Origin of the sequence: Pseudomonas reactans, from assembly GCF_013385825.1 — a bacterium.
Taxonomy (GTDB): Bacteria; Pseudomonadota; Gammaproteobacteria; order Pseudomonadales; family Pseudomonadaceae; genus Aquipseudomonas; species Aquipseudomonas reactans.
In genome coordinates this window covers 58,452-79,295 of record NZ_JACAPG010000003.1, presented here as the reverse complement: position 1 = coordinate 79,295, position 20,844 = coordinate 58,452, and the positions used below count along the sequence as shown (strand labels likewise).

At 60.6% G+C, this 20,844-nt stretch carries 23 protein-coding genes and 1 pseudogene; 6 read left to right on the top strand and 18 right to left on the bottom strand.

Features of this window, described 5'->3' with window-relative positions:
- The 12 genes and pseudogenes from HX868_RS03520 to ccmA all read right to left on the bottom strand — a co-directional run.
- The coding region (locus HX868_RS03520; protein ID WP_177001932.1) for a M10 family metallopeptidase C-terminal domain-containing protein at positions 1–2,011 on the bottom strand (2,011 nt) is incomplete at its 3' end.
- A 660-nt stretch (positions 2,012–2,671) separates the two neighbouring features.
- Positions 2,672–2,800, bottom strand: a pseudogene (locus HX868_RS30640) (phosphonate metabolism protein/1,5-bisphosphokinase (PRPP-forming) PhnN); the annotation flags it as partial.
- 250 nt (positions 2,801–3,050) lie between these two features.
- Complete coding sequence (locus tag HX868_RS03515) at positions 3,051–3,446, bottom strand: hypothetical protein (RefSeq protein WP_177001931.1); 396 nt, start codon at positions 3,444–3,446, stop codon at positions 3,051–3,053.
- Between the two features lie 15 nt (positions 3,447–3,461).
- The gene (gene ccmI, locus HX868_RS03510) at positions 3,462–4,649 is read right to left on the bottom strand and encodes a c-type cytochrome biogenesis protein CcmI (protein WP_177001930.1); all 1,188 of its coding nucleotides are present in this window, start codon (positions 4,647–4,649) and stop codon (positions 3,462–3,464) included.
- On the bottom strand, positions 4,642–5,115 hold the full coding sequence (locus HX868_RS03505) for a cytochrome c-type biogenesis protein (RefSeq protein WP_028615687.1): 474 nt from the start codon (positions 5,113–5,115) through the stop codon (positions 4,642–4,644). The genes ccmI and HX868_RS03505 overlap by 8 nt, the downstream gene beginning before the upstream one ends.
- Positions 5,112–5,648 (bottom strand): DsbE family thiol:disulfide interchange protein, encoded by a 537-nt coding sequence (locus HX868_RS03500; protein ID WP_016978490.1) that lies wholly within the window; start codon positions 5,646–5,648, stop codon positions 5,112–5,114. The genes HX868_RS03505 and HX868_RS03500 overlap by 4 nt, the downstream gene beginning before the upstream one ends.
- The gene (locus tag HX868_RS03495) at positions 5,645–7,630 is read right to left on the bottom strand and encodes a heme lyase CcmF/NrfE family subunit (protein WP_177001929.1); all 1,986 of its coding nucleotides are present in this window, start codon (positions 7,628–7,630) and stop codon (positions 5,645–5,647) included. The genes HX868_RS03500 and HX868_RS03495 overlap by 4 nt, the downstream gene beginning before the upstream one ends.
- Before the next feature lie 3 nt (positions 7,631–7,633).
- Positions 7,634–8,089: a cytochrome c maturation protein CcmE gene (gene ccmE, locus HX868_RS03490; RefSeq protein ID WP_177001928.1), complete on the bottom strand. Its 456-nt coding sequence runs from the start codon at positions 8,087–8,089 to the stop codon at positions 7,634–7,636.
- Entirely contained in the window at positions 8,086–8,262 is a 177-nt protein-coding gene (gene ccmD, locus HX868_RS03485) for a heme exporter protein CcmD (RefSeq protein ID WP_061435869.1), read from the bottom strand. Before ccmD ends, ccmE begins: the two co-directional genes overlap by 4 nt.
- Positions 8,259–9,014: a heme ABC transporter permease gene (locus tag HX868_RS03480; protein WP_016978486.1), complete on the bottom strand. Its 756-nt coding sequence runs from the start codon at positions 9,012–9,014 to the stop codon at positions 8,259–8,261. The genes ccmD and HX868_RS03480 overlap by 4 nt, the downstream gene beginning before the upstream one ends.
- 83 nt (positions 9,015–9,097) lie before the next feature.
- Positions 9,098–9,766, bottom strand: a complete 669-nt coding sequence (ccmB, locus tag HX868_RS03475) for a heme exporter protein CcmB (protein ID WP_003189951.1) — start codon at positions 9,764–9,766, stop codon at positions 9,098–9,100.
- Positions 9,763–10,398 carry a cytochrome c biogenesis heme-transporting ATPase CcmA gene (gene ccmA, locus HX868_RS03470; protein ID WP_177001927.1) on the bottom strand — a complete coding sequence of 212 codons (636 nt, stop codon included), beginning with the start codon at positions 10,396–10,398 and terminating at the stop codon, positions 9,763–9,765. The genes ccmB and ccmA overlap by 4 nt, the downstream gene beginning before the upstream one ends.
- A 200-nt stretch (positions 10,399–10,598) precedes the next feature.
- Between ccmA and fliK the strand changes: the two genes are divergently transcribed.
- Both fliK and HX868_RS03460 read left to right on the top strand, forming a co-directional pair.
- Positions 10,599–12,176: a flagellar hook-length control protein FliK gene (fliK, locus tag HX868_RS03465; RefSeq protein WP_177001926.1), complete on the top strand. Its 1,578-nt coding sequence runs from the start codon at positions 10,599–10,601 to the stop codon at positions 12,174–12,176.
- On the top strand, positions 12,173–12,502 hold the full coding sequence (locus HX868_RS03460) for an EscU/YscU/HrcU family type III secretion system export apparatus switch protein (protein WP_095015290.1): 330 nt from the start codon (positions 12,173–12,175) through the stop codon (positions 12,500–12,502). Before fliK ends, HX868_RS03460 begins: the two co-directional genes overlap by 4 nt.
- Before the next feature lie 115 nt (positions 12,503–12,617).
- On the opposite strand, the gene HX868_RS03455 is transcribed toward HX868_RS03460, so the two are convergent.
- Together HX868_RS03455 and moaB are read right to left on the bottom strand one after the other, a co-directional pair.
- Positions 12,618–13,844, bottom strand: coding sequence for a molybdopterin-binding protein (locus HX868_RS03455; RefSeq protein ID WP_177001925.1), 1,227 nt, complete (start codon positions 13,842–13,844; stop codon positions 12,618–12,620).
- Positions 13,828–14,367: a molybdenum cofactor biosynthesis protein B gene (moaB, locus tag HX868_RS03450; protein ID WP_016978482.1), complete on the bottom strand. Its 540-nt coding sequence runs from the start codon at positions 14,365–14,367 to the stop codon at positions 13,828–13,830. The genes HX868_RS03455 and moaB overlap by 17 nt, the downstream gene beginning before the upstream one ends.
- Before the next feature lie 76 nt (positions 14,368–14,443).
- Here moaB and mobA point away from each other — a divergent pair, with 76 nt between their 5' ends.
- Both mobA and HX868_RS03440 read left to right on the top strand, forming a co-directional pair.
- A complete protein-coding gene (gene mobA / locus HX868_RS03445; RefSeq protein WP_177001924.1) occupies positions 14,444–15,046 on the top strand; it encodes a molybdenum cofactor guanylyltransferase MobA in 603 nt (200 codons plus the stop codon).
- 79 nt (positions 15,047–15,125) lie between these two features.
- Positions 15,126–15,347: a YgdI/YgdR family lipoprotein gene (locus tag HX868_RS03440; RefSeq protein ID WP_016978480.1), complete on the top strand. Its 222-nt coding sequence runs from the start codon at positions 15,126–15,128 to the stop codon at positions 15,345–15,347.
- 55 nt (positions 15,348–15,402) lie between these two features.
- Here HX868_RS03440 and HX868_RS03435 read toward each other — a convergent pair whose 3' ends face one another.
- The 3 genes from HX868_RS03435 to HX868_RS03425 form a co-directional block, all read right to left on the bottom strand.
- Positions 15,403–16,293, bottom strand: a complete 891-nt coding sequence (locus HX868_RS03435) for a pseudouridine synthase (protein WP_177001923.1) — start codon at positions 16,291–16,293, stop codon at positions 15,403–15,405.
- 73 nt (positions 16,294–16,366) lie between these two features.
- Complete coding sequence (locus tag HX868_RS03430; RefSeq protein WP_177001922.1) at positions 16,367–16,702, bottom strand: transcriptional regulator; 336 nt, start codon at positions 16,700–16,702, stop codon at positions 16,367–16,369.
- A gap of 73 nt (positions 16,703–16,775) precedes the next feature.
- The gene (locus tag HX868_RS03425) at positions 16,776–17,012 is read right to left on the bottom strand and encodes a glutaredoxin family protein (protein WP_016978477.1); all 237 of its coding nucleotides are present in this window, start codon (positions 17,010–17,012) and stop codon (positions 16,776–16,778) included.
- 254 nt (positions 17,013–17,266) lie between these two features.
- Between HX868_RS03425 and HX868_RS03420 the strand changes: the two genes are divergently transcribed.
- A complete protein-coding gene (locus HX868_RS03420) occupies positions 17,267–18,991 on the top strand; it encodes a cation:proton antiporter (protein ID WP_177001921.1) in 1,725 nt (574 codons plus the stop codon).
- Here the strand turns inward: HX868_RS03420 and HX868_RS03415 are convergent.
- Positions 18,978–20,186: an ammonium transporter gene (locus HX868_RS03415; RefSeq protein WP_177001920.1), complete on the bottom strand. Its 1,209-nt coding sequence runs from the start codon at positions 20,184–20,186 to the stop codon at positions 18,978–18,980. The genes HX868_RS03420 and HX868_RS03415 overlap by 14 nt on opposite strands.
- A 341-nt stretch (positions 20,187–20,527) precedes the next feature.
- Between HX868_RS03415 and HX868_RS03410 the strand changes: the two genes are divergently transcribed.
- Positions 20,528–20,842 carry an ElaB/YgaM/YqjD family protein gene (locus tag HX868_RS03410; RefSeq protein WP_012723021.1) on the top strand — a complete coding sequence of 105 codons (315 nt, stop codon included), beginning with the start codon at positions 20,528–20,530 and terminating at the stop codon, positions 20,840–20,842.
- The last annotated feature ends 2 nt before the right edge of the window (positions 20,843–20,844 follow it).

The following is a 20,844-nucleotide window of genomic DNA, read 5'->3' as shown; positions in this document are numbered from 1 at the left end:
TCGGATCCGGCTTCGGATCTGGGTCGTTCCCGTCATGCTCTACCACATCACTCGGTTTAATCTGACCTAGCGTTTTCACTAGCAAGTCAGCTTTACCGTCCCCCGTCAGGTCAATGGCAATGCTACCCACGCCGATTTCACTGTCGAAACTCAAGACAGCTTGGCCTGCGCGCCCCGAAAACGTGCTCACAAAATCCAGCTTTTTGCCCCCCGCCTCGCGCATCAAACCGGACACATCGATCTTGTCCCTACCCGATTCAAAATCCATCAGCAGGTCGGGAGCATCGGGGTTGGAATCACTGATCTTGTCGTACACGAAGGTATCCGCACCGCCGCCTCCCCACAACTTGTCAGCACCGCCGCCGCCTTTTAATCGATTATCGACCCGGTTACCGATCAGCAGGTCATTCCCCGTCCCTCCCACCGCATTTTCAAGGGTCGTCGAACTGTCGATCGACACATTGCCCTTCATCCCACCAACGTCTGAAAACGACCCGGCGTGCAGGTCAATAACCTGATCCTGCGCAAACCCCGAAAAATCTAGCGTATCAATACCGCCCTCATCCTTGACCTTGAAGCGAGGTTTATCCGCTGACGAAGTGAGGGTGGACTCAGCCTGGCCACTGGTAGAGTTGAAACCGTAGGTAGTATTCACATTGCGCGGATTTGGCTTGGGGTCATCAGGCTTACCACCATCTCCCAACACATCACCAGGCTTGATCTGGCCTTTACTTTTCACCAGGAAATCAGCCTTGCCATTGCCAGACAGGTCAATGGCCAGACTCCCCTCGCCGCTTGCGTGGTCAAAGGTCAGCACCGCGTCCCCCGGACGCCCAGTCAGTGCCCCAAAGTTGAGGGTTTTAATACCGGCTTTTCCGAGCATGCCGGAAAGATCGATCTTGTCGGTGCCGGTGGTGAAATCCGCGAGCACGTCGGGAGCCTCGGGCGTAGAGTCGCTCGCCTGATCGTACACAAACGTGTCGGCGCCACCACCACCCAGCAGTGTGTCCACCCCACCACCACCCCTCAGGCGATTGTTCGCCTGATTTCCGGTCAAAGTGTCATCGCCTGCCCCACCGAACGCGTTTTCAACAGTCACACCTTTGGCAATCGAGACATTGCCTTTAAGTCCGCCCACATCGGAGAACGCTTCAGCATTGAGGTTGATGACTTGTTTCTGGGTAAAGCCCGAAAAGTCCAGAGTGTCCACCCCGCCGCCATCCCACACACAGAAGATCGGCTTGCCATCAGCCCCTTTCAGGCTATAAAAGTCACGTTCGCTGTTGGAGTTGAAGCCATACGTCGTATCGGTATTTCGGATTTTTGTATTCGCACCATAAAGGCGTTGGATCGCGGCAATGTCATCCATCATCGGAGCAGCGGGCATCAACCCGTTGAAGTCATGACCCGCTTGATTACGTTCGGACCAATAGCTCATCACGCTGCGGGCTCGCGTGTCCTCGGCATACTCAGCATCGCCATCGTAAGTGCCGCCGCCATTGTATTTACCGGGATGCTCAAGGCCGAGGGCATGGCCTAATTCATGTATCGCGACAAATGGAAAATAAGTGCCCAACGTTGGATTACTCTCTGCGCCCCCGGTACCAATGTTTGCCTGCCCATGAATATAGTGTTTGTTCGGCAGTGTTGCCCAGCCACCACCATATCCCGGAATATCTTTAATGGTGATAGACCCATCCCTGCTATCGGAACTTTCCTGAAACGTCACATTGGCGAGATCACCCCATGCCTGCAAGGCCAATATGCACCGTTCTTTCTGCCCTGCCGTCATCCCACCCTCAAAGCGATAAGAGATCACGACTTTCTGATCATTGTTCTGATCATGAAACTTGTAACCACCACGGGTGATGTGTTTTGCAGCCTGGTCCGTGGTAAAACTAGGTTTTTTTAAGCCACCCTTGGAAACTGAGTGGTCGGGCTTATCAGTTAACCCATCGAACAGGGGAAGCGTCACAAAGCAGGGAAAAGATGGCACAACAGAAGAACTCATAACTTAACCTTTGAATTAATTTTATTTTCGTCGCCCCACAACACGGCCGACAACTACTGCCCTTTAATCCGGCAGCCGCAACTATCTTCCCACACACAGTAGAAGCAAAAAAAACAAGAAGAAACACAGTAAAAATTTAGCAACGAGAAAGAAACAAAACTAACAAAAAAAAACAAATCAACCGCATATAAAACAACCGCACAGCCCCTTGCATTCAACTAACAAAAAGGACAGGACAACAAACAAAAACCCCACCCACTGCCAAACTCACAACATGTAGAAACACACCTTGCAAGCTGTAACATCATGCACACGTAAAACCTCAAGTATTGCGCAGGATGCAAGCCTATGTGCAGTTTAAAAAGATTATTTTCCTTATGACACTGCACACGTTACTGACAGGTTCCACACGATTAATGACAAGGTGCGAGCAAGACTTCTTCAAGACACGTACTCGCTCCTTGGATTTGCAGTGCCTGGATAATTCGCCTACCTCAACCCTCTATGACATTACGCGGCGCTCGCAGCTGAAGCAGCACGGAGCAAGCGAGCACTCACACCTCCAGCTCAGGTGCAGCAGAGCCGAGACATGATCGGCGCTGCAGGCGCTCATCCCTAACGCGTCACCGGTGTCGAGCAGCGTCAGGTGCACGTGAATGCCCGTGGTCCAGGCAGGTACGTGCGGGAGCCGTTGACCAGCAGGTCGTCCCCGGTCGCCAGCCAGTCGTCGATCTCCCCGGGAACGCAGTAGGACGGGCCATTCGCCTGCCAACTCAGGGCAAACGCGCCTCGGCGTCCATCCCGGCAAATGGAACCAGACTGTCCCTGCGGCTGAACCTTCGGCAGTCATTCATGATGCCCACCGAGTAGTACGCAAGAAGTCGTGCCCCAACCGGGTTTCCATTCTGCGGTCGGTCTGTCTGCGTGTAGCTCAACTAACCATTGTGGGAGGGGGCCAGCCCCTCCCACATTTGCCCTTCTGCGTTTGGCCGAATGCATTTCATCGTTATGAAAAAGGCGACCCGAAGGTCGCCTTTTGTCATTGTGCGTATTGCTTGCTCAGTCCCGGCGGCACGCCTTGCACGTCGGTCTCTTCCCACGGCCCGTTCGGGCTGATCGAGCGGCTCCAACCGCTACTCCAGCGGTAATACGTGCGCTGGCGGTAGAAGGTGTCGGGCTGTTCTTCCAGCACATACACCTGCATCTTGCCGTCCCAGTGGCTGGCCGCGCCCGGTGGTGGGGCGAAGGTCGGCGATTTGGTCGGCACGGGTTTCGGTGCTGGAGTCACCGGGCCCGAGGGCTTGGTGCTCGGCTGGGTCGACGGGCCTGACGGTGGGATAGTCGGGCCGGTGGGCGCGGGAGGTGGCCGGTGGACCGCACAAGCGCTCAGGCCGAGTACCAAGCTGAGCAAGGTGATGCGTGCAAATGCGGTCATAGGCGTTTCCTCGATTTACTTGTCCGGACTGTCGATGGTCAGCTGCTGCACGGCAGTGGTGCTGCTGGCCAAGGGTTGGCTGCGGCCGATCCATTCGCCAGCAGTCGGAACACCGGCTCGGGATATGCGCGCAACCAGTTGGACTTCGGGGAAGTTCGACAGTTTCAACTGCGGCATCATTGCGTCGGCATCGCCCAGTTCGACGGTGATCGGCAGTTCGGCGACGGTGACGCGTTTGGCCGCCAATGGCGCCGGTGGGCCGGAGACCGCACGAGCAAAGACGAAAACGCTGTCAGTGGGCAGGGCTTTGGCCTTCACGTCGGCGCTCAGATCTACCCGAATCTTCATCGCGGCTTTTTGAGGGACGACAGTGCCGCCGCTTTCTTTCAGCTTCTCAGCAGCGCGATCAATGCCCCCTTGCAGGGCTGCACGGGAATTGTCTTCCGGTGGCAGTTGCGCCAACAGCCGGTTCCAGTAGTCAATCGCCTCCTGATAACGCTGGCCTTCAAACGCCGCGATACCGAGCAGACCCAGGCTGGTGACTTCCTTCGGATCGAGCTTCAAGGCTTCGTCGGTCAGCGCCTGAACCTTGGGCGACCATTGTTTGTTGTCGGCAAAGTACTGCGCCTGGGCCCACTGGCCGAGCAGTTCCGGCTGGCGCCCGGCCAGGGCCACGGTGCGTTCGAAGACCTTGGCCGCATCGGCGGAACGGTCCTGGGCCATGTAGGCACGACCGAGGAAGTACAGGCCTTCCGCCGAGTCCGGCTGGGCGGCGGCGGCGCGTTCCAGGCGCTGGGTCATGTCTTCCATGGACACCGGCGGCTGGGAAAACTCGCGGGTCAGTTCGACCTTGTCGCTCGCCCCGTAATGCAGGTACAGCGCAACGCCCAGGACAGGCACCAGAAACGCCGCCAAGAATGGAAACGGCTTGCCCAAACGCGATTCGCGCGGTTTTTCCACGCCTTCGGTGTCGGCCAGTAATTCGCGGGCGGCTTCGGCGCGGCCGGTGTCGAGTTGAGCGGAATTGAGCACGCCTTCATCCTGCTGCACTTGCAGCTCGGCCACACGTTCCTGGTAGAGCGCCACGTTCAGCGCGGTGCGGTCCTCTTCACGCTGGGCGCGGCGGCCACGCAGTACAGGGATCAACAGGAAACTCAGGGCAATCAGAAGCAGCAAGCCGGCTGCGAGCCAGAAATCAATCATCAGTCTTGGTGTCCAGCAATTGGTCGAGGCGTTTACGCTCATCTAAGGACAGCGCGTCGGAACCATCAGTCGGCGCGGCGCGACGGCGGCGCACGATCACGGCCATGACGACGACGCCGGCCAGCAACAGCCCGGCAGGGCCGAACCAGAGCAGCGCGGTCTTGCCGGTGAGTGCCGGTTTGTAGCGCACGAAATCACCGTAGCGGTCGACCATGAAGTCGATGATCTGCTGGTTGTCCTTGCCCTCCCCCAGCATGCGGAAAATCTCTTTGCGCAGGTCGGCAGCGATGGGCGCGTTGGAGTCAGCGATGTCCTGGTTCTGGCACTTGGGGCAGCGCAGTTCCTTGGTCAGTTCGCGGAAACGCTCGCGGTCACCGTCCTTGGCGAATTCGTAGGTGTCGATGGCGGCATGGGCCACGCCGACGAGTCCAAGCGCCAGCACCGCAGCGGCTAACAGACGCTTCATGGCTTGGCCTCATCGACCAGCGCCTGGTACTTGGCAGCCAGTTGCTCGCGCCACACCACTTCGTCGATCACGCCGACGTACTTGTCGCGGATCACGCCCTTGGCGTCGATGAAGAAGGTTTCCGGGGCGCCGTACACGCCGAGGTTCAGGCCGAGGTTGCCGTCTTCATCGCGGATATCCAGCTGGTACGGGTTGTGGAACTCGGCCAGCCACTTCAAGGCCGCCGCGTTGTCGTCCTTGTAGTTGATGCCGTAGATCACCACGCCCTTCTCGGCCAGCTTGTTCAGCACCGGGTGTTCAACGCGACAGGAGATGCACCAGGTGCCCCACACGTTGACCAGCGCCGGTTTGCCCAGCAGGTCGGCCTGGGTCAGGGTTTTGTCGCCCTGCACGGTCGGCAGCGAGAACGCCGGGAACGGCTTGCCGATCATCGCCGAAGGTAGTTCGGCCGGGTCCAGATACAACCCGCGATACAAGAACACCGCGACCACCAGAAACATCGCCAGCGGCACAACCATCAACCAACGCTTCATGCCGCCGCTCCCTGGCCCAGTGCTTCACGCACCCGGCTCTTGACCTTGACCCGATAACGCCGGTCCAGCGCGGCCAGCAAACCACCGAAACCGGTGAGCAAGCCGCCGAACCAGATCCAGCGTACAAACGGTTTGACGTGCACGCGCACGGCCCAGGCGCCGTCGCCCAAGGGTTCGCCCAGCGCCACATACAGGTCGCGGGTGAAACCGGCGTCGATGCCGGCTTCGGTCATCATCGAACTCTGCACGGTGTACAGGCGTTTTTCCGGGTGCAGCACGGCGATTTCCTTGCCGTTGCGGACGACACGAACGGTGCCTTTGTCTGATGTGAAGTTCGGCCCCTCGAAGTGCTTGGCGCCTTCGAAAATAAAGTGGTAACCGGCCAGGTCCATGGACTCACCCGGCGCCAGGCGCAGGTCGCGCTCGGCGCTGTTCTGGCTGGACAACACCACGCCCAGGGCGCACACGGCGATGCCGATGTGGGCGATCTGCATGCCCCAATAGCTGCGGGTCAGGCTTGGCAGGCCCTTGATCAAGCCTTTGTGACGGGTCTTGTCGAAGATATCGCGCACGCCGGCCAGCAATACCCAGGCGGCAAGCAGGAAGGTCGCGAGTACGGCCCAGTTGAAGTCGCCATAGGCAAACCCGGCGATCACCGCCAAGGCCACGCTGCCGAGCAGCACCGGCATCAGCATACCCACCAGCCATTTCACCGGGGTGTCTTTCCAGCGCACCAGCACGCCCACCGCCATTACCACCATCAACAAGCCCATCAACGGGATGAACAACGCGTTGAAGTACGGTGGGCCGACGGATAGCTTGGCGCCGCTGAGGGCATCCAGTACCAACGGGTACAGCGTGCCGAGCAGGATCATCGACGCGGCCACCACCAGCACCAGGTTATTGCCCAGCAACAGGGTTTCCCGCGACCACAGGTTGAAGCCGACCTGGCTCTTGACCACCGGCGCGCGCAGTGCAAACAGCGTCAGGGAGCCGCCGACTACAAACAGCAGGAAGATCAGGATGAACACGCCACGTTCCGGGTCGGAGGCAAACGCATGCACCGACGTCAACACGCCCGAACGCACCAGGAAAGTGCCAAGCAGGCTGAGGGAAAATGCCGCAATGGCCAGCAACACGGTCCAGCTTTTGAACACGCCGCGTTTTTCGGTGACGGCCAGCGAGTGAATCAGCGCCGTGCCGACCAGCCAAGGCATGAACGAGGCGTTTTCCACCGGGTCCCAGAACCACCAGCCGCCCCAGCCAAGTTCGTAGTAGGCCCACCAGGAGCCCAAGGTGATACCAATCCCTAGGAAAGCCCAGGCCACGATGGTCCACGGCCGCGACCAGCGGGCCCAAGCCGCATCGAGGCGCCCGCCGAGTAAGGCGGCGATGGCAAAGGCAAAGGCCACCGAGAAACCCACGTAACCCATGTAGAGCATCGGCGGGTGCACGATCAGGCCGATGTCTTGCAGCAGCGGGTTGAGGTCATGCCCGTTTGTAGGAATCTGCGGCAGGATGCGGCTGAACGGGTTGGAGGTCATGATCAGGAACAGCAGGAAGCCGATGCTGATCATGCCCATCACCGCCAACACCCGCGCCAGCATGACTTGCGGCAGTTGGCGCGAGAACACCGACACGGCAAAGGTCCAGCCGCCGAGAATCAACGCCCACAGCAGCAGCGAACCTTCGTGGGCGCCCCACACGGCGCTGAACTTGTAGTACCAGGGCAAAGCGGTATTGGAGTTATTGGCGACGTAGGCGACGGAAAAGTCGTCGGTCATGAAGGCGTAGGTCAGGCAGCCAAAGGCGAACAGCAGGAACGCAAATTGGCCCCAGGCGGCCGGCTGCGCCAGGCTCATCCACAGGCGGTCGCCGCGCCAGGCGCCGAGCAGCGGCACCACGGCCTGGACGACGGCAAAGCACAGGGCGAGGATCATCGCCAGTTGGCCGAGTTCGGGAATAAACAAAGCGGCGTTCATGACTCAACCCTCCTTGGCGGGGGTGGGGGCGGACTGGCCGCTGTCTTTGAGGGCTTTGGTCACCTCAGGCGGCATGTATTTTTCATCGTGCTTGGCCAGCACTTCGTCGGCCACCACCACGCCATCGGCGTTGAGCTTGCCCAGGGCGATGATGCCCTGGCCTTCGCGGAACAGGTCCGGGAGGATGCCGCGGTAAGTGATGGTCACGGCTTTGTTGAAATCGGTGACCACGAAGGTCACGTCGAGGGAATCACCGGAACGCTTCAGCGAGCCCTGCTCCACCATGCCGCCGGCGCGAATCCGCGTATCCACAGGGGCTTCGCCATTGGCAATCTGGGTCGGGGTGTAGAACAGGTTGATGTTCTGCTGCAGGGCACTCAAGGCCAGGGCCACGGCAATGCCGACGCCGGCCAGGATGGCAAGGATGATCAACAAACGCTTTCTACGCAGCGGATTCACTTTTCGGTCTCCCGGCGCAGACGACGCGCCTCTTGTTGCAGGTAACGCTTGCGGGCCAGGATCGGCGCGGCGACGTTGAGGGCCAGCACCGCCAGGCAGATGCCATAGGCCGTCCAGACGTACAGCCCGTGATGGCCCATGGCGAGAAACTCGCTGAAAGACGCAAAACTCATGCGCGTGCTCCCAGGCTGTTTTGCACTTCGGCCTTGACCCAGCTGGCGCGCGATTCACGCTTGAGCACTTCAAGGCGCATGCGCATCAGCAGCACAGCGCCGAAGAAGCAGTAGAACCCCAGCACCATCAGCAGCAGCGGCGCCCACATTTCCACGGGCATTGCCGGTTTTTCGGTGAGGGTGAAGGTGGCGCCCTGGTGCAGGGTGTTCCACCACTCCACCGAGTATTTGATGATCGGGATGTTGATCACGCCGACAATCGCCAGCACCGCACAGGCCTTGGCGGCACTGTCACGATTGCTGATCGCGTTGCCCAGGGCAATCAGACCGAAGTACAGGAACAGCAGGATCAACATGGAGGTTAATCGCGCATCCCACACCCACCACGAACCCCAGGTGGGCTTGCCCCAGATTGCGCCGGTGACCAGCGCGACGGCGGTCATCCAGGCGCCGATGGGCGCGGCGCATTGCAGGGCCACGTCCGCGAGCTTCATCTTCCACACCAGGCCGACGATGCCGCACACCGCCAGCATCACGTAGCAGGACTGGGCCAGCATCGCGGCGGGAACGTGGATATAGATGATGCGAAAGCTGTTGCCTTGCTGGTAGTCCGGCGGCGCGAAGGCCAGGCCCCAGACCAGGCCGATGCCGATCAGCAATACGGCAGCGATGCTCAACCACGGCAGCAGCTTGCCGCTGATGCCATAGAACCATTTGGGCGAGCCGAGCTTGTGAAACCAGGTCCAGTTCATTGCTGTTTCCATCACGGTAGCTTTTCGTCGTTGCGAAAAGCTTAGGGTCTTTACTGGTTAAGACAACGCTTAACCAGACCTCATTATTCGCCGACGCTGATCTTCAGGCCGGCCGCTATAGCAAAGGGTGTCAGGGTTACCGCCAGGGCGGTCAGGCTACCAAGCCACAAGAGGTAACCGGTCGCCGGCATGCCCATGAGCGCGGCCTGCAAAGCACCGCTGCCCAGGATCAACACCGGGATATACAAAGGCAGAATCAACAGGGCCAGCAACAGGCCGCCCCGCTTCAAACCCACGGTCAACGCTGCGCCCACCGCCCCCAACAGGCTGAGCACCGGCGTACCGAGCAACAAGGACAGGAGCAACACCGGCAGGCATTCGACGGGCAAGCCCAGCATCATCGCCAGCAGCGGCGAGAGCAAGACTAGCGCCAAGCCGGAAAAAGCCCAGTGTGCCAGTACCTTGGCCAGTACCAGAAGTGGCAGGGGGTGCGACGAAAGGACCCACTGTTCCAGGGAACCGTCTTCGAAATCACTACGAAACAGCCCGTCCAGCGAGAGCAGGACCGATAAAAGCGCCGCCACCCACACCAGTCCTGGGGACAAGGTTTGCAACAGTTTAGTCTCGGGGCCGACTGCCAACGGAAACAGCGCGATGACAATCGCGAAGAATACCAGCGGGTTGGCCAATTCCGCCGGGCGACGGCAGAGCAAGCGCGCTTCACGGGCGACCAACAGGGCGAATACGCTCATGCCGACCACCGCCCCAGGTCAAGATCACGGTAGCCGGCGGGCATGCGCGTCAGGGTGTGGTGGGTCGTGAGGATGACCAGACCGCCCTGCTCGCAATGTTGGGCCAGGTGTTCTTCCAACTGAGCCACGCCTTGTTTGTCGAGGGCAGTGAACGGTTCGTCGAGAATCCACAGCGGCGGGCCCGGCAGGTACAGACGCGCCAGGGCCACGCGGCGCTGCTGGCCGGCGGACAGGGTGTGGCAGGGAACATCCTCGAAACCCTTGAGGCCGACGGCGCCGAGCGCCTGCCAGATGGCATCGCGGGACGCGGGATGGTGCAAGGCGCTGAGCCAGCTGAGGTTTTCTTCGGCGGTGAGCACATCCTTGATGCCGGCGGCGTGGCCGATCCAGATCAGGTTGCGTGCCAGTTCGCTACGTTGTTCGTTGAGGGGCTTGCCGTTGAGCCGAACTTCGCCAGCCGTCGGCTGCATCAACCCGGCCAGCAGGCGCAACAAACTGGTCTTGCCGCTGCCGTTGGGGCCGCTGACCTGCACCATGTCACCGCCCGTCAGCCGCAGTTCGAGGTGCTCGAACAGCAGGCGCAGGTCGCGTTCACAGGAGAGCGCTACGGCTTCAAGAAGAGGGCTGGTCAAAAGATCGCGGGCCTTTACGGTTCAAGTCGGCGGTGCAGCGGCCGTTAAAGAGAAATGCACAATAACGGCTTTGGCGACCGATTTTAGAGAGCTGGATCAAATAGTTGTGAGGTTTTTACCGCTCTCTTTGCAGACGGGCGGCATTATACATGTGATGCCCTACTCTAAAGAGGGCAATTTCCCCAGAGACGACGCGCGCGATGACCGGTGAGATCAACCTTCCTACGCTTCCACCCGCCCCGGCGGCCGGGCCCGGCCCGGCGCCTGCTGCTGGCGAGTTGCTGAAACTGCTGGAGCCTCAGGTCGGCCTGATCGACCCTGGGAAAACCGCGAACGCCGAGGTCATCGCCCTGAAACAAGGCGGTGAAGCCTTTCAGTTGCTGCTCAAGTTGACCCTTGAAGGCGGTCGCCAGACGTTGGTGCAGGCGAGCAGCCCGCAGCCGCTACCGTTGGGCAGCAATGTGGCGGTAAGCCAGACGCCCACCGGCAACCTGACCCTCAGCCTGCAACAGGCCTTGAGCGCCAATGTCGCCGCCCTCACCCGCATCGACACGAACCAGATGCCGGTGGGCACGCTGTTGCAGGCCAAAGTGCTGACCACCCAGATGTTGCCTCAGGGCACGGCGCAACCGGCGATCTATCGCTCGTTGGTTAACGTGCTCAACAGCGCACTGACTGGCGCGACCCTGACCGTGGAAAGTCCGCAGCCGTTGCGCGTCGGCAGCCTGCTCAGCGCCGTGGTACAGAACGCTCAGACCTTGAGCTTTGTGCCGCTGAGCGGGCTCAAGGATCAGTTGGCGGTCACGCAGCAACTGTCGACCCAGCAAAGCCGCCAGGGCTCGCTGGATGCAGTCTTCACTGCATTGCAAAATTTGCCACGCGGCGACAGCACCTCGGCCGAACTGCGCGGCGCCGCTGAGCGTTTACTCGCTGCCCTGCCCGACCTGGCCCAGGTCAGTAACCCCAAGGTACTGGCGCAAGTTATCCAGAACAGCGGTGCCTTTCTGGAAGCTAGGCTGCTCGCCGGGCAAAACCCGCAGGTCCCACCGCTGGACATGAAAGGCGCCTTGCTGCGCCTGGTCGCCGACTTGCTGCCGGCCCTGCCCGCCAGCACCAATATGACTGCCATCCTCGCTGCCAATACCCTGGCCCAGGTGCTGCCCAACTTCGTGCGCAGCCCTTTGAACACCCTAGGCCAGGTCAGCGCACGCCAGATACCTGCCGGCTTTCCCTTGCCCGAACGACTGATGGCGAAACTGGAAGGCGAAGGTGACTTGGAAAACCTGCTGCGCCTGGCCGCCGGAGCGATCTCGCGCTTGCAGAGTCATCAGTTGTCGAGCCTGGAACAGACCGGCACCACCGCTGACGGCCGCCTGCAAACCACCTGGCAGCTGGAAATTCCCATGCGCACGTTGCAAGACATCGTGCCATTGCAGCTCAAGTTCCAGCGCGAAGAACCGGCGCCGGACAAGGATCAGCCCGAACGCAAAGAGAAAAAGGACGCCAAGCAGATGCTCTGGCGCGTCGAACTGGCCTTCGACATGGAGCCGCTGGGGCCGTTGCAGGTCCAGGCGCAATTGAGCCAGGGCAAACTGTCCAGTCAGTTGTGGGCCTCGCGCCCGTTTACCGCCAGTTTGATCGAAAGTCACTTGGGCAGCTTGCGCGAACGCCTGGTGAGCTCCGGCATCAATGTCGGCGATCTCGATTGCCACCTCGGCACCCCGCCACGCGGGCCGAAAACCGGACTGGAGCAACGCTGGGTGGATGAAACCGCATGAAAAACGCCAACCCACCGCGCCAGGCGATTGCCCTCAAGTACGACGGCCAGCAGGCACCGACCCTGACCGCCAAGGGCGATGATGCCCTGGCCGAAGCCATCCTGAAGCTGGCGCGGGAAAACGAAGTGCCGATCTATGAAAACGCCGAGTTGGTGAAGCTTCTGGCGCGGATGGAACTGGGTGACAGTATTCCAGAGGAGTTGTACCGCACGATTGCCGAAATCATTGCGTTTGCGTGGACGCTGAAGGGCAAGTTTCCGGTGGGGTATGACCCGGATGCGGGGCCGGTGGAGCGCGACGTGACCGAACGCGGGGACGATTACTGACCTTTTCCGAACACACAGCCCCTTGTAGGAGCTGGCTTGCCAGCGATGATGGTATTCCAGCCAACCTATGCTTGCCTGATGTACCGCCATCGCCGGCAAGCCGGCTCCTACAGGGTTAGTTCATTACTTCGCTCAGGGGAATGAAATTGACGGTATCGCCCATTTCCAATGTGGTGCCTTCCAACACCTCCACAAACCCCTCCGCCCACGCCGCACTGCGCAGCACGCCGGAGCTCTGATTGCGGTAGATGATCGCTTTGCCGTGTTCGATGCGACCGCGCAGGTATTCGCGGCGGTTGCCCGGCTTGGGCCAGGTAAACCCTACCGGCACTTCAAAGCGCAATGGCTCGACGTCTTGCACACCTTGGCGACGCAGCAGATAAGGGCGTGCCAGCAGCGCGAATGTGACCAGCGTCGACGCCGGGTTGCCAGGCAGGCCGATCACCGGCACGCCACGGAAGTGGCCGAAGGTCAGCGGCTTGCCGGGTTTGATTGCCAGTTTCCACAACGCCAACTCACCCTCTTCACGCAGGGCGATCCCAAGGAAATCCGCCTCGCCCACCGACACACCGCCCGTGGACAGGATCAAGTCGACACGGCCCAAACCGCCCAGGCGCGCGCGGGTTTGCTCCAGATCGTCGGGCAGGATGCCGGCATCAATCACTTCACAGCCCATGCGCGTAAGCCATGAGCACAGCACACGCCGATTGCTGTTATAGATCTGCCCCGGACCGAGCGGCAGGCCCGGTTCGATCAATTCATCGCCGGTGGACAGAACCGCCACGCGTGGGCGACGGATCACCGCCAGGCGATCATGGCCGAGAGACGCCGCCAGGCCGAGTTCAATCGGGCCCAGGCGCGTACCAGCCGACAACACCAACTCGCCTACGGTGGTTTCCTGGCCTTGGGGCCGGATGTTCTGGTCAAGGTGCAGCGGCTCGGTAAAGCTCACGCGCTCGTCGGCGTGGACCACGGCGTTTTCCTGCATTTCCACGCAGTCAGCCCCTTCCGGTACTGGGGCGCCGGTGAAGATGCGGGCGCAGGTACCGGCGGCCAGGGGTTGCGGCGCCTGGCCTGCGAAAATGCGCTGGCTGACCACCAGCGGTTCGCCGGTCCAATCCGCCAGCCGTACGGCATAACCATCCATGGCGCTGTTCGGCCACGGCGGCAGGTCGAGGGTGGAGATCAGGTCTTGCGCCAGTACACGACCATCGCAATCCGCCAGCAACAGGGTTTCCTGCTCACGGATCGGCGCGGCTTCGGCCATCGCTAAGAGTTGAGCCAAAGCGTCTTCCACCGGCAGCAACGCGCCGCTCTTGCCGGGCTTAGCCACGGGATTCACAAGGCTCAGCCTGTTTCAGGTGCGGAACGAAGTTGCACGGACGGTGACGGTTGTCGAGTTGCTCGGCAAGGATGCCATCCCAACCGGTGCGCACCGCATTGGTGGAGCCCGGCAGGCAGCAGACCAGGGTGCCATTGGCCAGACCGGCCAGGGCGCGGGACTGCACAGTCGAAGTGCCGATGTCGGCCACGGAGATCTGGCGGAACAGTTCGCCAAAGCCATCGACCTGTTTGTCCAGCAGGCAGCTTACCGCCTCAGGGGTACTGTCGCGGCCAGTGAAGCCGGTGCCGCCGGTGATCAGCACGACTTGCACCACGTCTTCGGCGATCCAGTGGGCGACCTGGGCGCGAATTTTGTAGAGGTCATCCTTGAGCAGCACGCGCTCGGCCAGGTTGTGGCCGGCAGCCGCCAGGCGGTCGACGAAGACCTGGCCGGAGGTATCGGTTTCAAGGGTACGGGTGTCGCTGACGGTCAATACCGCAATATTCAGGGGTACGAAGGGCGCATCTGCCTTGGCTTTCATGGCACGGTCCGGTTGTCGAAGGAACAGCCCGATGTTATATCACAGCCCCCCCTTTTGCTGCCGCTGCGGAACTGCCATGTCTATTGATTCGCCCCCACTGCCCTGTTCGGTTTTGCTGCTGTCCGGTGGGCGCGGCCAGCGAATGGGCGGCCAGGACAAAGGCCTGGTGGAATGGCGCGGCCAGCCCTTGATCGCGCATTTGCAGCGTCTTGTGCGACCGCTCACGGATGACCTGATCATCTCGTGCAACCGCAACCCGCAGCGCTATGCCGCCTATGCCGACCAGTTGGTAGCCGACGACAGCCCGGACTTCCCCGGCCCGCTCGCCGGTATCCGTGCGGGACTCGCCGCCGCCCGTCATCCGTACCTGCTGATAGTGCCGTGCGACGTACCGCATATCGACGAAGGGCTGATCCAGGCGCTGCGCGAGACCGCGCAACGCAACCCGCTGCTGCCGGTGATGGTGCGTCATGGTGAGTTCTGGGAACCGTTGATCTGCATCGTCCCGACAGGCCTGCGCGACGCAGTGGACAGCGCCTGGCACGCCGGTGAACGCAGCCCGCGCAAGCTCTTCCTGCAACTGGGCGGCGTGGGCCTGGAGTGCCCGGCAGATGACCCGCGCCTGGCCAACCTTAATACGCCGGAGCTGTTACAGACGCCGTCGGGCGTGTCAGAATGAACCTCGCACAAGGAACTTTGTCGGCGCCGCACGCGTCACAAGGTCAGCTATTAAAAAGTATTCTTTCGGAGACAGACTCATGACTCAACGGACCATCGCCGCTCTCATGCTTGCACTGGGCCTCGCCACCCTCGCCGGTTGCGCCTCGCCGACAGTGATCACCCTGAATGACGGTCGCGAAATCCAGGCCGTCGACACCCCTAAATTCGACAAGGACTCGGGCTTCTACGAGTTCGAACAGTTGGACGGCAAGCAGACCCGCATCAACAAAGACCAGGTTCGCACCGTCAAAGACCTGTAAGTCTTAGCGTTTGCCATCAAGGCCCGCCTCGCGCGGGCCTTGTCGTTTCCGGGGGTTACCAGTCGAGGATGATCTGGCTGCGCAAACGGCGTTCTTCACCCGTAACCGGGTCGATGAACCGCACCCCCTGGGCGAGCAGTTTGAGGGGGTTGGCGTAGTCGTCTACGACGTCCTTGATCACGTCCGGATAGAACGGGTCGTTGCAGATACTCGCGCCGAGGGCAGTCATGTGCACACGCAGTTGGTGCTTCTTACCGGTCACCGGGAACAGGCCGTAGCGCCACAGATCGCCGTTTTTCTCGCGCACCTCCATCGCCGTTTCGGTATTGGGGACGCCATCAGCTTCCTGCATGCGAAAGAACGGCTCACCATCGACCAGTCGGCTTTTATGCACCATGGGAAAGGCCAGGTCCGGCAGCGCTGGGGCGATGGCTTCGTAGAATTTATCGATCTGGCGTGTGGGAAACAGTTGCTGATACGCGGAACGACTGGCCGGATTGGCCGAAAACAGCACCAGACCCGCCGTGTGCCGATCGATGCGGTGCAAGGGCACCAGTGAGGGATTATCCAGTCGGCGAATCAGGCGGCGCAGCAGGGTTTGTTCGACGTATTCACCGGCTGGAGTCACGGGCAGGAAGTGCGGCTTGTCGGCGACCACCAGATGCTCATCGGCATACAGGATGGTTTCCTGCACCGGGATGACTTTCTCGTTTGGCACTTCACGGAAGTAATAGATGCACAGGCCTTCCTTGTAACCCAGGTCCAGGCTGATCGGGCTGCCATTGAGATCCAGCACCCGGCCTCGGGCGATCCGGTCCAGCCAGTGTTCACGGCTGATCGCCGGGAAGTGTTCGCACAGACAATCCAGCACCGTCACCCAAGGGCCGGGCGGCAGATACAAGGTGCTGGCTTGGTGCTGAGACGCGGAAAAACCGGAGGTGGACATGAAATGCTCGAAGCCTGTGACAAAACCGGCGGGCATTATCCCGCATGGAGCGGGATTGAGCCTAGGGCGGATCTCAGGCCTTGGCCAACTCTGCCCGCAGAATCTTCGAGGCACTGGCGGCCTCGGTGAATTCCTTGAGCCAACGCAACACGTCAACTGCTTCCCAGCGGCCCGGATCGTACAACGCGTACAACAAGCCCTGGTAACCCACCACATCCAACTGCTTGTGGTAACCGGCGCGCTGGAACAGCGCCTCGATCTCGGCAAAGCAGGTATTGAAATGCACTTTGTTAAACGGCGTCTTGCCTTCCGTGACCAAGCCATCGAGGCGCAGCTCGTTCACCGCGTCGCGCACGACGTCGGCGGACATGCGATTGACGCTGCTTTTCAGCTGTTCAACATTCACCACGGGCGTTCCCTCAATTCAATCGCTGTACAAACATACAGTAACTTAATATTTGGAAACCTGCCATCGCATAAACCTAACGAAGGAAGGCAACAACCTGTTGTGTGTCGAATGGCCAATCCAGTTCCGCCCCGGTGTCTATTCGGCGAAGTACCGGAATCCGCAGGCCGTAGGCTTCGGTCAGGTCCTCGGGATCGGTGATGTCCACCAATTCCACCAGCAACCCGTGTTCGACGAGCGGCATGATTTCGGCTTCGGCAATCTCACACAGGTGGCAACCCAGGGTGCCGAACAACTGGCATTCAGGAAGCATGACAAAAGGACCTGATCAGAAAATAGGCATCCATTCTAAGCCAAACCAAGCCACCTGTAGGAGCGAGCTTGCTCGCGAAAAATCCACTGGCACCGTGGTCAATCAGAAAGTCCGCGTTATCGTTGGCGTCCTTCGCGAGCAAGCTCGCTCCTACAAGACAATCCATTGACCGGAAAAGACCTGACCCAGATCACCATGGCCTATAACTGTTTCAGCGATTCTCGCGGCTTTTTGCCTGCCCCCCTGCAACGGAGATGCGTGTGTTTGCCAACCTGCTGATTATCCTGGCCTCATCCCTGGTGGTGATTGCGCTGTTTCGTCGCCTGCAATTGCCACCCGTGCTGGGCTACCTGTGCGTTGGCCTGGCCGTGGGGCCCACCGCGCTGGATTGGGTGAATGACAGCGAAGAACTGCCCGACCTGGCCGAACTGGGCGTGGTGTTCCTGCTGTTTTCCCTGGGCCTGGAGTTTTCCCTGACCAAGATGCTTGCCTTGCGCCGTGTGGTGTTTGGCCTGGGCAGTTTGCAGGTGCTGGCTTGCGGGGTGCTGCTGGGGCTGTTGCTGATGATCCTCGGGGTGGCGCCGGGTATTGCCTTGTTGCTGGGGGCTGGGCTGGCGTTGTCGTCCACGGCCATCGTCAGCAAGGAGTTGACCAGCCTTGGGGAAATCTTCAGTAGCCATGGCCAGAACGCGATTGGTGTGTTGCTGTTCCAGGACGTGGTGGCGGTATTGCTGCTGACCTTGGTGCCGGTGTTCGCTGGCACTGGCGAGCAAGCCTGGTATTGGGCGCTGCCCCTGACACTGGGCAAGACCGTGGTGCTGTTTGTCGGCCTGCTGTTGGCCAGCCGCTGGTTATTGCCGCGCCTGTTCCATGAAGTCGCTGCGTCGCACTCGGCGGAACTGTTTGTGCTGCTGGCACTGGTGATTGTGTTGCTGACGGCCTGGCTCACTCACCTGCTGGGGCTCTCCCCTGCGCTCGGGGCCTTCCTGGCTGGCATGCTGCTGGGCGAAAGCCATTACCGCCACCAGATCGAGGCGGATATCCGGCCGTTTCGCGACATCCTGCTGGGGTTGTTTTTCGTCAGCATCGGCATGCTGATTGACCTGCAATTGTTTTTCAGCCATAGCCTGCTGATCCTCGGGCTGACGCTTACGCTGATGCTGGTCAAAGGCTGTGTGGTCGCAGCGCTGGTCAAACTGCGCGGCAGCGACAGTGAAACCGCCTGGCGCAGCGGCCTGGCCCTGGCCCAAGGTGGCGAGTTCTGCTTTGCGTTGATGGCACAGATGCAGCAGAGCCGGCTGATCCCGGATGAGTTCAACGGTTTGCTGCTCGCGGCTACCTTTTGCTCGATGTTGCTCACGCCGCTGTGGTTGCGCGCCGCCCCCGCCATCGCCCTGCGCCTGCACCGCAAGCCCAACCAGCAGGTGCAGTTGGAAGAAATCACCGCGCTCAACGCCGAGCTGCGCGGGCACGCGGTGATCTGTGGCTATGGACGCGTCGGCCAATCCATCGGGCGTTTTCTGCGCAAGGAACAACAGCCCTTCATCGCCCTGGATGACGACCCGGAACGGGTGCAGGAAGCCGCCACTGAAGACAGCAGCGTGCATTACGGCGATTGTCGGCGTGGCGCGTTGCTCAGTGCTGTCGGCCTGGAGCGCGCGCGATTGGTGGTGATTGCCGTGGATAACACCGATGTGGCGCTGGTGGTACTCAAGGAAGCGCGCCGGATCAACGCCGACGTGCCGATCCTCGTGCGCACCCGCGACGATAGCCAGTTAGCAGAACTGAAAGCCGCGGGCGCCAGTGAAGTGGTGCCCGAGTTACTGGAGTCGAGCCTGATGCTCGCCTCCCATGCCTTGATCCTGCTGGGCCTGCCGGACCAACAGGTACAGGCACGGGTCGATGAAGTGCGGCAGAACCGCTATCGCCTGCTGCACGGTTTTTATCGGCCGGCAGACGAGCCGATCAATCCTGACTGACCGCGCCGATCTTGTGGATCGACAGGTCCGCGCCGTAATACTCCTGTTCCTGGCTCAAGCGCAGCCCGGTGACGCGCTTGATCACGCCATATACCAACAGGCCGCCCGCCAGCGCCACCAGCACGCCGAGGGCTGTGCCGATCAACTGGCTGACCAGGCTGACACCGCCCAACCCACCCAGCGCGGTCTGGCCGAAGATGCCGCAGGCGATGCCGCCCCACACGCCGCACAGACCGTGCAGGGGCCACACACCCAGCACATCGTCGATCTTCCAGCGATCCTGGGCCGCAATAAAGAACCACACAAACAGGCCACCGGCGATGGCACCTGTGACCAGCGCGCCTACCGGGTGCATCAGGTCGGAGCCGGCGCAAATCGCCACCAACCCGGCCAACGGGCCGTTGTGCAGGAAGCCTGGGTCGTTGCGGCCGATGATCAGGGCCGCAACTGTGCCGCCGACCATGGCCATCAGCGAGTTGACCGCCACCAAACCGCTGACGCCGTTCAATGTCTGCGCGCTCATCACGTTGAAGCCGAACCAGCCGACAATCAGGATCCACGAGCCCAACGCCAGGAATGGAATGCTCGACGGTGCAAACGCCACCAGGCGCCCTTCGCGATAACGCCCATTGCGAGGGCCCAGCAGCAACACCGCCGCCAACGCCAGCCAGCCGCCCATGGCGTGCACCACCACGGAACCCGCGAAATCATGAAAGCTGGCGCCAAAGGTCGCGAGCAACCAGGCCTGCAGGCCGAAATTGCCGTTCCACACCATGCCTTCGAAAAACGGGTAGATAAATGCCACGATCAACGCCGTTGCGCAAAGCTGTGGAGCAAACCTTGCACGCTCGGCAATGCCCCCGGAAATGATCGCCGGGATTGCCGCCGCAAAGGTCAGCAGAAAGAAAAACTTCACCAGGCCATAGCCGTGATCGGCGCTGATCACCGCCGCCGGTTGCATGAAGCTCACGCCATAGGAGATCCAATAGCCTATAAAGAAATAGGCCAGGGTGGAAATGGCGAAGTCGCTGAGGATCTTCGACAAGGCGTTGACCTGGTTCTTCTGGCGCACCGTACCGACTTCGAGGAACGCGAAGCCGGCGTGCATGGCCAGGACCATGACCGCGCCGATCAGGATAAACAGGGTATTGGAACTATGGACGAGGGTGTCCACTGCACTTTGCACATTTTCCATGGAGATTGGCAGGCCTGCGATAAAGGCAAAAAGCACCAAAGCGGTTCAAGCGCAGGTTGCGCGCACTAAATTGGCACCGCCGGTCCCACCCCTCTTCAGAGGGCGTGAACCGCTTTAGCGCAGCGATCAACACAACAGGCCGTTGCCGACAGGGTTTTTCCGCGAATTTCAGTTATTTAGGGTAAGGTTTTTCAAGGCTTCCTGCCTGACCGCCCAGATTCAGCGCAAGCCTTCGGGGCTGCGCACCAAGGCAAAGCAAAAGCTGTACCAGACAATTGCACTGAACCTTCACCGAAGCCGGTGACTCGAAACGTACAGATCAGCCAATCACGGAGATAACCATGGCCAGAAGAACTGCAAAGACTGCTCAAGAAATACTGATGGCGGATTTTCAAACCCTGGTGACTGACACCGAAAGGTTGCTGGACGACACCAAGGTTCTGGCGGGCGACCAGGCTGACGAGCTGCGAGCGAAAATTCACGACACGTTGTTGCAGGCCCGCGAAACCCTTAAGCAAACCGAAGATTCCCTGCGCGAACGCGGTCAGGCGGCGGTCACTGCCACCGAAGATTATGTGCAAGCCAACCCTTGGCAGTCGGTGGGCATTGCTGCCGGCGTGGGCTTTCTGATCGGCCTGCTGGCCACAAGGCGCTAATC

Coding starts and splice junctions, on each gene's coding strand:
- HX868_RS03460 (WP_095015290.1), top strand. CDS start 12,173: ATGAAAAACGCCAACCCACCGCGCCAGGCGATTGCCCTCAAGTACGAC.
- HX868_RS03515 (WP_177001931.1), bottom strand. CDS start 3,446: ATGACCGCATTTGCACGCATCACCTTGCTCAGCTTGGTACTCGGCCTG.
- ccmB (WP_003189951.1), bottom strand. CDS start 9,766: ATGAGCGTATTCGCCCTGTTGGTCGCCCGTGAAGCGCGCTTGCTCTGC.
- mobA (WP_177001924.1), top strand. CDS start 14,444: ATGTCTATTGATTCGCCCCCACTGCCCTGTTCGGTTTTGCTGCTGTCC.
- ccmI (WP_177001930.1), bottom strand. CDS start 4,649: ATGATTGATTTCTGGCTCGCAGCCGGCTTGCTGCTTCTGATTGCCCTG.
- HX868_RS03495 (WP_177001929.1), bottom strand. CDS start 7,630: ATGAACGCCGCTTTGTTTATTCCCGAACTCGGCCAACTGGCGATGATC.
- ccmD (WP_061435869.1), bottom strand. CDS start 8,262: ATGAGTTTTGCGTCTTTCAGCGAGTTTCTCGCCATGGGCCATCACGGG.
- HX868_RS03505 (WP_028615687.1), bottom strand. CDS start 5,115: ATGAAGCGTCTGTTAGCCGCTGCGGTGCTGGCGCTTGGACTCGTCGGC.
- HX868_RS03415 (WP_177001920.1), bottom strand. CDS start 20,186: ATGGAAAATGTGCAAAGTGCAGTGGACACCCTCGTCCATAGTTCCAAT.
- HX868_RS03420 (WP_177001921.1), top strand. CDS start 17,267: ATGCGTGTGTTTGCCAACCTGCTGATTATCCTGGCCTCATCCCTGGTG.
- HX868_RS03440 (WP_016978480.1), top strand. CDS start 15,126: ATGACTCAACGGACCATCGCCGCTCTCATGCTTGCACTGGGCCTCGCC.
- HX868_RS03435 (WP_177001923.1), bottom strand. CDS start 16,293: ATGTCCACCTCCGGTTTTTCCGCGTCTCAGCACCAAGCCAGCACCTTG.
- HX868_RS03480 (WP_016978486.1), bottom strand. CDS start 9,014: ATGAACTGGACCTGGTTTCACAAGCTCGGCTCGCCCAAATGGTTCTAT.
- HX868_RS03500 (WP_016978490.1), bottom strand. CDS start 5,648: ATGAAGCGTTGGTTGATGGTTGTGCCGCTGGCGATGTTTCTGGTGGTC.
- fliK (WP_177001926.1), top strand. CDS start 10,599: ATGACCGGTGAGATCAACCTTCCTACGCTTCCACCCGCCCCGGCGGCC.
- HX868_RS03410 (WP_012723021.1), top strand. CDS start 20,528: ATGGCCAGAAGAACTGCAAAGACTGCTCAAGAAATACTGATGGCGGAT.
- moaB (WP_016978482.1), bottom strand. CDS start 14,367: ATGAAAGCCAAGGCAGATGCGCCCTTCGTACCCCTGAATATTGCGGTA.
- HX868_RS03425 (WP_016978477.1), bottom strand. CDS start 17,012: ATGCTTCCTGAATGCCAGTTGTTCGGCACCCTGGGTTGCCACCTGTGT.